Source organism: Chitinophaga sp. NPDC101104 (genome assembly GCF_050277495.1).
Taxonomy (GTDB): Bacteria; Bacteroidota; Bacteroidia; order Chitinophagales; family Chitinophagaceae; genus Chitinophaga.
On record NZ_JBNNSF010000001.1, the window covers coordinates 3,187,335 to 3,199,294 of the forward strand.

11 protein-coding genes are annotated in these 11,960 nt (G+C 53.0%); 10 read left to right on the plus strand and 1 reads right to left on the minus strand.

The genetic code is table 11. From position 1 onward, the window contains the following. Nucleotides 1-21: 21 nt before the first annotated feature. The 4 genes from ACQKLP_RS12875 (at nucleotide 22) to ACQKLP_RS12890 (ending at nucleotide 6,192) form a co-directional block, all read left to right on the plus strand. Nucleotides 22-708, plus strand: a complete 687-nt coding sequence (locus ACQKLP_RS12875) for a DUF1349 domain-containing protein (RefSeq protein WP_427323155.1) — start codon at nucleotides 22-24, stop codon at nucleotides 706-708. Between the two features lie 91 nt (nucleotides 709-799). Next, the gene (locus tag ACQKLP_RS12880) at nucleotides 800-3,262 is read left to right on the plus strand and encodes a TonB-dependent receptor domain-containing protein (protein WP_427323156.1); all 2,463 of its coding nucleotides are present in this window, start codon (nucleotides 800-802) and stop codon (nucleotides 3,260-3,262) included. Between the two features lie 208 nt (nucleotides 3,263-3,470). Further along, on the plus strand, nucleotides 3,471-4,532 hold the full coding sequence (locus ACQKLP_RS12885) for a fatty acid desaturase family protein (protein ID WP_427323157.1): 1,062 nt from the start codon (nucleotides 3,471-3,473) through the stop codon (nucleotides 4,530-4,532). A gap of 109 nt (nucleotides 4,533-4,641) precedes the next feature. Then, a complete protein-coding gene (locus ACQKLP_RS12890; RefSeq protein WP_427323158.1) occupies nucleotides 4,642-6,192 on the plus strand; it encodes a hypothetical protein in 1,551 nt (516 codons plus the stop codon). Here ACQKLP_RS12890 and ACQKLP_RS12895 read toward each other — a convergent pair. Further along, the gene (locus ACQKLP_RS12895; protein WP_427323159.1) at nucleotides 6,176-6,514 is read right to left on the minus strand and encodes an RNA polymerase alpha subunit C-terminal domain-containing protein; all 339 of its coding nucleotides are present in this window, start codon (nucleotides 6,512-6,514) and stop codon (nucleotides 6,176-6,178) included. The genes ACQKLP_RS12890 and ACQKLP_RS12895 overlap by 17 nt on opposite strands. 17 nt (nucleotides 6,515-6,531) lie before the next feature. Between ACQKLP_RS12895 and ACQKLP_RS12900 the strand changes: the two genes are divergently transcribed. The 6 genes from ACQKLP_RS12900 (at nucleotide 6,532) to ACQKLP_RS12925 (ending at nucleotide 11,954) form a co-directional block, all read left to right on the plus strand. Continuing rightward, nucleotides 6,532-6,729 (plus strand): hypothetical protein, encoded by a 198-nt coding sequence (locus tag ACQKLP_RS12900; RefSeq protein ID WP_427323160.1) that lies wholly within the window; start codon nucleotides 6,532-6,534, stop codon nucleotides 6,727-6,729. 340 nt (nucleotides 6,730-7,069) lie between these two features. Next, entirely contained in the window at nucleotides 7,070-7,516 is a 447-nt protein-coding gene (locus ACQKLP_RS12905) for a hypothetical protein (RefSeq protein ID WP_427323161.1), read from the plus strand. A 193-nt stretch (nucleotides 7,517-7,709) separates the two neighbouring features. Continuing rightward, nucleotides 7,710-8,180, plus strand: coding sequence for a hypothetical protein (locus tag ACQKLP_RS12910; protein ID WP_427323162.1), 471 nt, complete (start codon nucleotides 7,710-7,712; stop codon nucleotides 8,178-8,180). Nucleotides 8,181-8,207: 27 nt separating this feature from the next. Beyond that, nucleotides 8,208-8,588: a hypothetical protein gene (locus ACQKLP_RS12915; protein WP_427323163.1), complete on the plus strand. Its 381-nt coding sequence runs from the start codon at nucleotides 8,208-8,210 to the stop codon at nucleotides 8,586-8,588. 284 nt (nucleotides 8,589-8,872) lie between these two features. Continuing rightward, nucleotides 8,873-9,280: a hypothetical protein gene (locus ACQKLP_RS12920; protein WP_427323164.1), complete on the plus strand. Its 408-nt coding sequence runs from the start codon at nucleotides 8,873-8,875 to the stop codon at nucleotides 9,278-9,280. Nucleotides 9,281-9,686: 406 nt separating this feature from the next. Then, nucleotides 9,687-11,954, plus strand: a complete 2,268-nt coding sequence (locus ACQKLP_RS12925) for a hypothetical protein (RefSeq protein ID WP_427323165.1) — start codon at nucleotides 9,687-9,689, stop codon at nucleotides 11,952-11,954. Nucleotides 11,955-11,960: the final 6 nt, after the last annotated feature.

The following is an 11,960-nucleotide window of genomic DNA, read 5'->3' on the forward strand; positions in this document are numbered from 1 at the left end:
TCACTCACCTGACTATTTTCCATGCTGAAACCCATTTTTACGCTCCTAGTCGCCGCTTTCGCCTTCCCGGCGTTTGCCGCTCATCAGGAATCGATTGCATCCGAAGATTCCCTCCGCATTAAAGCACTGCCCCGCGCACTCACTTTCGACGCCTCCAAGGGGAGCCTGAAAGCCACGGGGAACGATGCTTTCATCCTTCACGCCAACAGGAATACCGACCTGTATTCCTTCGTAGACAGCAGTTTTTACGTGCACCAGGTACCCATGGCCACCTTCGCGGCGGATGAGAAATTCATCTTTTCCGCTAAAGTCCGGCCGGAGCCGAAGGCACTGTTCGATGGCGGCGCCCTGCTGCTCTACACCGATTCCTCCAACTGGGCCAAACTGCTCGTGGAACGGATGGACGACGGCCGTATCATGCTGGGCTCCTCGCTCATTACCGACCGCGTCACCGACGACAGCTATCACCGGGCCGTCAATGCCGCGGAAGTGTATGTGAAGGTGGTCCGCTCGGGCAATATCTACGGTTTTTACTTCTCCGAAGACGGCAAAAAGTGGCAGATCCTGCGCACGTTCCGCTACCGCCGGCCACAGGGGCTGCGGGTCGGGTTCTATGCCCAGTCGCCCAAAGGCGAGGGGATGGACTTCCATGTATCCGAAGTGCGATACCGGCCGGAAGCTTTCAAGGATTTCTACGCCGGGGAATAACATCCCGTTGCCATTCATCCAAATAATCGATGTCTGACTGACAATTATCCTATTTTGTCACGATAACTTTGAAAATCGGGACTTAATAGTGATGAGGAAATTAGGCTTATTGATATGGAGCTTGGGCATGTTCGCGGGAACGGCGGCATTTGCACAGCAGCAACAAGGCAACCAGCAGCAGCAGGCGGAAATACTCGGCAAACTGATCGACGATCAAACCGGCAAGCCGGTTGAATATGCATCGGTGGCGCTCCTGAAATCCACGGACTCGTCTGTGGTAACGGGCATGCTGTCGAAAGGCAACGGCGATTTCGACTTCCGGAACATTGCGCCGGGTAAATACATCCTGAAAATTTACTTTATCGGGTACGAGACGTTCTTCAAGCCCGTGACCGTCCGCCAGAGCAGCGACGTCGGCAATGTGCGCCTCAAAACCACGGCCACGGCGCTGAAAGGCGTGGAAGTGGTGGGCGAGAAGCCGGCTTTCACGATGGAGATCGATAAACGCGTGTTCAACGTCGAAAAGAACCTCGCCAGCGTGGGCGGCACCGCCACCGACGTGCTCCGGCAGGTGCCATCCGTGAACGTGGACATCGACGGGAATGTGAGCGTGCGGAACGGCAGCCCGACCATTTTCGTCGACGGCCGCCCCAGTACGCTTACCCTCGACCAGATCCCAGCGGATGCGATCCAGAGCGTGGAAGTGGTGACCAACCCTTCAGCGAAATACGACGCCGAAGGGATGAGCGGCATCCTCAACATCGTACTGAAAAAGAACCGGAAAGCCGGCATCAACGGCCTTATCCAGGGCGGATATTCTACTACTAAAAGTTCCAACGCCGGCGTCGATCTCAACGCGCGCCAGGGGAAAATAAACCTGTTCCTGAACTATAGCCTGCGCGACCGCCGCTCGCCCATGAAGCAGCACATGTTCCGCAAGAACATCGACGGGAACGACGTGAGCTATATGGACCAGTACCAGGACGGTGAGTTCGGCCGCCGTTTCCAGAACGGGCGGCTCGGGTTCGACTGGTTTATCGACAACCGTAATACCTTGACGGTTTCCCAGGGCATTACCGCCGGGGATTTCAATAACCTCAACACACAGGAGATTTTCGACCTGAACGGCAATAAAGAGCGCATCCAGCGCGGGGTGGGGCGGAACGACAGCAAGCATAATTTCCGGAACTACGCCACGCAGGTGGGCTATAAGCGGACGTTCTCCAAAGAAGGCCGTGAACTGACGGCCGACGTGACTTACAACCGTGCCAACAACCGGAACAACAATGATTACAGCCTCCAGTATTTCGATTTGGCGGGCGAGCCGAGCAATTCGCCGAACCGGCCGGAAACGCGGTATGGCACCGGGAGCGGGAATACCACGTACCTCACGGCGCAGGTGGATTTCGTGACGCCGCTGACCGAGAAATCGAAGGTGGAAGCGGGCTTGCGGTCGAACAACCGCCGGTTCAACAATGTGCTGAGCACTTTCGGGAAGGATTTTACGAGCGGGGAATTCGCGTATGATTCCAGTCTTTCCAATGACTACCGTTATACCGAGCAGATCAATGCGGCGTATGTAAGTTATACGGGTGGATACGGGAACTTCGGGTTCCAGACGGGTTTGCGGGCGGAACAGTCGTTTTATAGCGGCGAATTGCGGAACGTGAAGGGCGCATCTTACGAAATCGATTATCCCATCAGCCTGTTCCCCAGCGTTTTCCTGTCGCAGAAACTGAAGGGCGACCATGAATTGCAATTGAATTACAGCCGCCGCATCCAGCGGCCCTGGTTCCGCGACCTGCTGCCCAATATCGAGTATAATGCGAATTCGGCACGGAGGGGCAATCCTTCGCTGGCGCCGGAGTTCACGAATTCCTTCGAGTTGTCTTATTTGAAGGATTTCAACCGGAAAGTCAATGTGCTGGCGTCTTTATACTTCCGCAACACCAATAACGCGATCACGAATTTTTACCTCGATACCGCGCTGGTGCTGGACGGGCAGGAGCGCAAGGTGCTGCTGAACTATCCCATCAATGCGGACCATCGCAATTCCTATGGCGCGGAGCTGACCGTTCGCACGCAGGTGACGAAGGGTTGGGACATTACGACCAACGTGAACATGGCGCAAACGAGCGTGAGCGCGCAGGACCTGGACAACAGCGGGTTTATCTGGTTCGGCAAGATCAACAGCAACACGAAACTGCCCTGGAACCTCACGTTGCAGGTGACCGGCGAGTACGAATCGAAGCAGATCCTGCCGCAGGGGGAAGAGGCGCCGGAGTACCAGATCGATCTGGGGCTGAAGAAGGATTTTTTAAAGAAGAAGAACCTTTCCGTGATGGTGGGGCTCAACGATATTTTCAATACAGACCGGGATTTGAGCTGGACGAAGACCTCGTTTTCCGAATCCGAGCGGTACCGCAAGCGGGTTTCCCGGGAATTGCGGGTGAATGTGAGCTGGCGCTTCGGGAAGATGGACGCGAAGATTTTCAATAAAAAGAAACGTGGCGGTGAAGAAGGTGGAGGCGATATGGGCGGCGATGGCTTCTGATCCTCCGGATTTCGGAGAAATTCTCTTCTCACACTGAGATATTCCCGGTCATTTTTCGATGGCCGGGATTTTTTTTGTCCGACATTCGGATAGCCGCTTGATATGGTTGATTTAGCACGATAATGGCCTATTTTTCCATTAAAGGGCTGGAATCCGCCGATTTATCAGGAAAAAAGGTTATCTTTTTCATTCATCCACAACGATTTCTATGCTGACTCTCCAGGCCATCACAGATCCGGTGTACACGAAGCCGGCCAAACCGAGTTTTTTCGAGCGTTTTATCCGCGACCCGAGAGACTTGCCGTTCGTGTACCTGTCTATCCGTATCACTTTGGTACTGGGCATTACGGCATTGCTGCTGTATATGCCTTTTATCGACGGTTGGCTGTGGGGTATTATTGCTGCGGTGTACCTGGTGTTCAATAACGCGGTGTTCAAGGGGCCGTTCGGGTTGATGTTGCACTGCACGTCGCACCGGGCGTTTTTCAGGAAGGAGTACGGTTTCATGAACCACTATTTGCCCTGGGTGCTGGGACCGTTGTTCGGGCAGACGCCGGAAACGTATTACAGCCATCATATCGGGATGCACCATGCGGAAAACAACATGCCGGAAGACGAGAGCAGTACCATGAAGTTCCAGCGCGATTCTTTCCGCGGGTTTTCGATGTACCTGGGTTCCTTTTTCTTTGCGGGGGTGTACCATTTGTGCACTTACTTCTACCGGAAGAACCGGAAGCGGCTCCTGTACCGCTCGGTGCGCGGGGAGTTTTTGTTCATCGCCATGTGCGTGGGGCTGAGTTTCGTGAACTGGCCGGCCACGTTGGTGGTATTCATCATCCCGTTCGTCATTTCCCGTATTATCATGATGATGGGCAACTGGGCGCAACATGCCTTTATCGACGCCAGCGATCCGGGCAACCATTACAAAAACTCCATCACCTGTATCAATACGAAATACAACCATAAATGCTGGAACGACGGCTATCATATCAGCCACCATGTGAAACCCAACATGCACTGGACGGAGCACCCGGTTTACTTCCGGCAGACGTTGCAGGAGTATATCGATAACGAAGGCATCGTGTTCGACGGGATCCATTTCCTGCATGTGTTCCTTTGGCTGGTGACGCGGCGGTACGACAAGCTCGCACGGCATTACGTGAACATCGGCGACCGGTTCGCTTCGGATGAGGAAGTGATCGCGTTCCTGAAGGAGCGCACGAAGAAGATCCCGGAAGCGGAGCTGGAATTGGGCGTGATCAGGGCCTGAGCCAGATGGTTGTTTTCAAATAACATAAAAGCAAGTAATCGTATATTGCGCGAGGGAATGGATGTTTGCCGTCCCCGTGAGAATTTATTCCTAAACCGAAGTATTACCTATGAAAACACAGTTACTGCTGTTGTTGATGTTTTGTTCTGTTTGCCCGCTTTTCGCCCAAAATGTTTACCAGATCCGCGCCGACAGTGTCCGGATTTACAATGTCTGCGATACGGCGGAACTTATTCTTGAAAACCGTACGAGCCAGGTGAATGGCTATCTGTTCAACAAAGGGAACGGTCGTACGGAATTCCGTAAACTCAAGCTGCTGAATGTTGGAGGATCGCGGTTGGCCATCGCCGGCCAGGACACGATCGACCTCCGAACGTTGAACATCGTCGGGATTGATACGGCTTACCGGTCGGGAGACAGCCTCCGTTTTGAAAAAGGCGGGAAAATAACGCGTCTTTTCGCGCCATTGCCAGCGCCGGAAGGATACATCCTGAACAGGATGAGCATACCGCAGCAGGCTTCGTTCAATATCAGCGGCGAGGGGAGGACGTCTGTCCGTTTTTCGGTCATCCGCAACGGATCCAACGGGTTCATGAACAGCTTTATTCTGCTGGACACTACGGGTACCCGTGGCGCGAATCTACAATTGACCGGCGGAGATACTGCCGGGGTGGCGATGTACGTCAACAATGGCGCGATGTGGGTGAAGCGGATGGAGATCGGGCCTATCGGTAATTCCAGCTTTTACAGTAATCTTTCCGCTACGGGAAGCTTTAGCATGGGCCAGGGCGTTGAGTTTGCGACGCTGAGCCTGTTGGGGAATACGGGAAATTTCATGGTGTTCCCGAACCGGGGCATCGCACCACCTGCCTATACTACCCGGAGCAACGGTACAAAAATCGTGTTTTACAGTGCCTTGAATGCCGCCAATACGGAATTTGCATATGGCCTGGAAACCCAGCATTTATGGCAAAGTGTGCCGACGGCTGCTGCCAATACGGGGTTCAAGTGGTATGGCGGTACCCGGGAAGCCATGAAACTTACAGGTGAAGGGGTGTTGACCGTTCAGGACCGCATCCGGACAGACCTCATTTGGGGCGATTCGTCGGGCCTGGTCATCAGCGGGAACAATTCCGAAGATACGTTGATATTGATCGGCGGAGGAACAGGGCCAGTGTCTGCCAGGGGTGGCCAGATCAACCTGCATAGCGGTGGAGATACGGCCAGTACCGCCCGCGGCGGGATTACATTCCATACGGGCATTGTCATCAACGGCGCGCAGCAACCTGAAAGGATGCGGATCACAGGCGCAGGGCGCGTCGGCATCGCTACCAATGTCCCGCATTCCACTTTGCAGCTGATGGGTTCCTTCGCGCCAAGGTCCACCACGGTTACCGGCAGCCTCAGTCTTACCGAGGAACATTGCAACGTGGCGGTAGACAATGCTGCAGCGGCAACGATCACCCTGCCGCTGGCAAACAGTTGCGGCGGAAGGGAATATTCGATCGTGAAAACTTCCTCGTCTGCCGCAGCGGTAACGGTAGTCGCCAGCGGGAGCGACAAGATCAATGGCGGTACTTCCGTGTCGCTGGCCACTCAGTTCAAAACGGTGAGCCTCTGGAGCAACGGGGTATTGTGGCTGATCAAATACGCGAATTAGTTTTTTTGAAATCGAGCCCTTTTTCCTGCAGCGCCGCCTTCATTTTAGGTAGCGAAGCCGGCCCCATACCATGCAACGACATTATTTCCTTTTGCGTATATTTCGAAAGCTTTCCGGGTGTATCGATGCCAAGTGATTGCAAAGCCCGGCGCGCCGGGGCGGAAAAGGCTGCCAGGAACCCGTCGTGCGGCCGCGCTTCGGCCTCGCATTGGGGGCAGGTGGGGCAGTCGGACGATTTGTAGTACCGGTGCCCTTTCGGGCAGGTGCGGAGTGATTTGGCGGCGGGCATGGGCTGGAAGTTTGCTTTACTGTAAATTACCATTTTAACTGGATATCATCATGTTGACAGGTGCTAAACTCGTTGGATTAATTCTGTTGCTCGCCGGGCTGGGCCTATGGTTCATTACGTTCCGGAAGGTGCGCAGAAACCCGGAAAACACGCAAGCCCGCTGGCTGTTCGCTGTGTCGTTCGCGCTGGAAGTTGCCGGCATCGTTTTGCTGACCGAAGGCTGCGGCAGCCGCGTTTTATCCGAATAGCATGTTGAAGGCCGTTTTGACGATTTCGTGCGGGCTTGCGTTTATCGGGAGCAAGTTTAGTTGCTGGTGGTTCAGGTATGAGATCGGGAAATTATATCACCGGTACATCGAACGGGACATTCCATTCAGCCCGTGGGATGCGTTTTCCAATTACGGGTTCTTATGGCTGTTCAAACGGATAGATTACCGGGTATTACTGGCCGATTACCCCGGGATACATGGCTGCCAGGGCAGATACAGCTCGTGAAGCGGTTGAAATGGTAGACTTTGCTGCTGTTTATGATAACCATGTCTTTAATAATTCTTGTAAGTGTGATACAATAACATGGCCCACTTCTACATGGAGCACCACTCTGATGAAAGCTTCCTGGTGTACCGGGAAGATGTGCTGCTGCTGACGGTCCGCCGCCGGCGCGGGTGGGACACTGTGCTGCGCTCGGAATACTTCCTGGGCGAAAAGCGCATCATGGCGGCCAGCCTGTCGGAGTTCCTTTGGTCGTGGCGGTTGCGGATCACCTACCTTGACCCTGCTTATTCCATTGCCCGGGAAGGCAATGGGGTAGGGAAGTTCCGGGTGCCGGAGGGGGTGATCGAAGTGAAGCATGCGGTGCTCAGGAACCCGGTCCGGACTTTCTGGCTCAATGGCGAAAGAATGGGTTTCGCAGACATGAACATGCGAAAGTTTTTCGCGCCGTTCGAGTATCAGTTGGAGCTGAGCGGCTCGCCGGAACTGGAATTGTATTTCCTGCTGGCGATGATTTTGTCGGAGCCCGATATGACAACTTAGAAGAAATAGACGGCTTTGCCGTTGCAAAGGACTGGAAATCCGTGGCGCTGATGACGCTAGCCGGGCTCTTCGAGCCCGGGTTTGGCAATCCGGGCAAAGGCGCTATCTTTTCCGCTTTGAATAAGATCGATTTTGAACAGGTTATCAGCTGAAAGGTTTCAATATGATAAACTATCAATCCAGTAATTAGCCTATGAATTTTGAATATTTCCCTGGCGAGAAAATTGTCCTAAACGGCATTCCTATAAATTTCGGAACGGAAAGGGCCAGCGTACGCGAAATGATTGGTGAGAGATTTACGGCTAATGATCTGGAATTTGAGTTCGAGGATATTACTATTGTTCAGCGGCGGGACATCTACCGCGACATCAATGGAACTACGAACTATTTTTTTACCGGGTACAATGCAAACGATGAGCTGGAATCGCTGGAGCTGCATCAATGTGAAACTGTGGCTGTTTCCGGTGTTCGATTTACTTTTAACGACCTGTTCGATGAGGTGTCGAACAAGTTATTGACGATCGACGCATCTCGGGTGACCGATCATGAAGAAACGATATTCCCGGCATTGAAACTGATCATTAAGAGCGATCGTCAGGTGGGAGGCGAAGCCGATGTTTTGGGATATTTATATTGCGCAATTGACCATATATCCAATGATTAATCCGAATTTATCGCATCATCTAACCTTATGAATATTCAGATCACAGCTATCGCCGACGGATACACCGCTTTCAATTCGCCCCTGGGGAATGGCGTAGCCAGGTGCCAGGATGCAGGAATCGAAGTAGGTGGTACATATAGCGTCGAGTTTGATGTTGATGTGGTATTGAGTATTGCCGAGCATTTTATCAGCAAGGGCCATCCCGATCCTTCCATCAACTGGAATGGGCAGCACAACATCATCTGCGGCAGGGTGGAATCAATCGATCAGGATGAAGATGTATGCCTGCGGCTTTCGCCGGATTGCATCATTATTTTTTCGCAGCAGGTTGGGATGCTGGAAGTAGGCGATATCGTGACTTTGAGGATTCCGCGGGAATTGTTCCGGGTTTCGATTGTCGGGAGATAAGTCGATCTGCATAATTGATAATCATTAAATTCCAATATGAAATGAAGGAGGCTATCATGAAATATCAGCCGGTAAAATTATTAATGCAATTAAGGAATTGAATCGGAGAAAGTTCTTTGAGCATTTCAAAGGGCATGAAGTGCTTCCAGTAAATAATCGATTTTTGAATAGATGGTATTTAAACGGAGAGTGAATGGGCACTTACGTTAATAGTGACACGGTAGATATACCGCTGGACTGACTGATAATGTGTTTAAATATTTTTATGACTATACGAAATAGCAATGAAACTCAAATTCACAAATAATATGATTTTCGGCTTCACCGGGCCTAATCTCTGTCTGCTGGGCAATGAGCAGGATTTCAGGCGGCTGGCCGGAGATGTTGTAGGTTTGACAGGCGGGATAGATAGTGCTGCGATCGATCTTCTTCGACTCGACTATATTGAAAATGTGGGTGAAGGCTTGCAGGTCATGTTCACCACGGAAAAGGGCGCCAGGGAAGCGGGTTGTTTCGACGAAGCAGGGGCCCTGATTTTTAGGCTTGATTCCAACTTTTGGGAAAGATTTTTCAAATACTTTGTCCTGATGTCGTGGAGTAAGTGCACATATTATCTGAATAGTTATGAAAACTGCCTGGCTGATTTGGATTTAAAACAGGATTGCCACTTCATTTGCAGCTCTGAGTTTTAACGGGGATTTTTGTATCAGAACGCATCAACCCATTCACCCTCAATTCACTTCTTGCGAAAAAAGTTAGCAAAAACAGTTTTTGTAATTTGAAATTTACTTTTATATTTGAACAGAATTGAACCGCTTCCACCTATGAAATGTGAAATGTTCGATCGACATGAGTAAAATAGGGGAATCCCTGCCCAGTTGACCCGGTGAGTGCAGATTTTCATTAGACAGTTATTCCCACATCTTCAAGACTTTTTAAGGAGTCCTTATGCCTGTGTACCGATTGTTTGCAGCCGTTTGCTGCCTCGGTCTGGTCACCTTTGCGCGCGCGCAACAGGTACCCGCCCGTTTACCCCTTACCAAAGATTCACTCAAAAGTGGTTTTGGTAATAGCAGCCCCCTCATCCGGCAAGCCCTCGTGGAATCTTTGAACCGCCTTCCTGCGAACGCCAGGCAACTGCCAGCTATTCCCGGCAGCCAACTGCCATCGCCCGCATTCAAGGATATCAAAGACCCCCTCCGCGGGCAATTCCTGTCTTACATCCAGGCTTCCTCCGGCACCGCGAAGTTCAACCAGCTCCAACAGGGATTCGGCGTCCTGAAAGACTCCGCCCGCATGGAACAGTTCCTCGATAACAAACTCCGCGGCTTCTACGCCCTGGTCAAAGACCATCCCGCCGCGAGCCAGCTCAAGCTCCCTGGCAAACCGGAGAATAAACTTCAGAAAGCCGGTGCACAAACGTCTTTCGGTGATACCACCGGCAATTCCTCCGGATGGTGGTCTAACGTGGAAGTGCGGGACCGTTTCGCACTTGGCTCCATTCCCGTCAATCTCCAATACGCCAATGTTTCGGGATACAGCCGGTTCGGTCACGATTTGTCGGGCGAAAACCTGGGCAACTTTAAATTCGACCGGGAGGCGTATCTGCAAAAGGTCTCGGCCCACGTCCGCAAAAACTACGACCTGAAGAAATATTTCCTCGACGATATCGATTTCAAATCCCAACTCAAACAATTCGCAGATACCCGCATGAAATCCCTTGCAGGTGCGGGCGACAGCCTCGCCAGGCTCATCCGGCCGGAGGATCTCATCTATTTCGACAGCGCCCAGCTCCGCAACCAGCTCTTGGCAAACGCGGCGGCCGACAGCCTCCATCGTTTCGCTGAAAAAGACCTGGACGCGCATCTTTCCCAATTATTACAGCTGCAAAAAGAGCTCGGCGGCAGCCTGGACGTCAATTCGATGCTGAACCGCCAGCACGCGGTGCGCGGCCAGATCGATCAAATTATCGACAATCCCGCTTCCGTGGCCGACATGGCCGGTAATCTCATCCCCATGAGCGGCTTGCAGCGCCTCTTCCTCAAGATCCGCGAACTGAATGTGGGCAACATCGCCGCCAACGCCAGCAAAGGCTCCGTATCCGACCTGTTCATGACCGGTGCCGCCGGCTCGATGCTCAACAAAGACAAATTCCTCATGCTGGGAGCCGGTAAAACCCGGCAGGCGCTGCCATACGATATGGGGCTGGAAGGTGGATTGAACGCTCCGTCCAGCAGCCTGCAATTCCTCCGGATGGGCAGGGGAGAACTGGGTGCCGCGCACCAACACGTGTCGATGGTGAACGCGAACACCCGCCGCGATCCCCGCATGCCGGACGTGCGCGTCCTCAAACAGAATATATTCGCCGGTGCACTGTCGAACCAGTTTTCCTTCGGCGATTACGGCAAGCTCGATTTCGAAATCTCCAAATCGAACAGCTCCACCGGCGGCGCCGGGCCCACGGGCGACCATGCCGCCATATCCAAAGCCGCGATCGCGCATTTCTTCGATGATTTCTTCGTGACGCTTTCCACAGGCCTTCGCTACAGCGGCGAGGTGCAGGACTGGGGCACCACACACAGCGTATATTTCAATTATTCCGGCCTCGGCTACAACAACCCCGGGAACCCGTATGCCCGCAGGGGCATGCTGGCCTATGGCCTCCAGCTCAAGCGTTCCTGGCTGAAAAACAAAGCCAGCGTGCAGTTGCGCACTGATTTCCGGGACATGGCCCGCTCCGCCGTGTCGGGTAGCCAGTGGAAGAACCGGACATTGGCGCTGGACGGGCGTTACCGCCTGTCGAAGAAGCTCACGCTGGGCGCCCGCATCCATGAGAGCAGTATGCGCTCCACGGGAGAACATGGCCGCGACGAAGTATTCGTGAACCGGAAGGTTTCCTTCAATTCCCAATGGAACGCGAAAATGGGCGGGCTGCGCTTTTTCAACCAATCCGCCCTCGGGATGCAGCAATTGCATTACCTCACCGCCGCCGGTCCCCTGAAGAGCCTGTTCCTCAATACGCAGGTCAGTCACACCATACCCATCGGCGAACGGATGATCTCCGCCAACATATTTTACAACCGCGACGTGCGCAATGCGGCTATTTATGGTAACCTGCTCACCATAGATGCGGGGTATCATTACCGCCTGTTGAAAGTGTTGCAATGCGGCAGCAGCCTCACTTTCCTCGATAACAGGAACGTCGTGAGCCAGGCCGGCATCCGGCAGCAGGTGGCCGCCACGCTGCTCCGCCGCTGCCAGGTGAACCTGAGCCTGGACGCGCGCAAAAGCTTCATGGATTCTCCGCAGAATTATCTCTACGGGAACTTCCGGAGCGAGGTGTCATTCTTTTACATGTTGAACTAAAGCCTT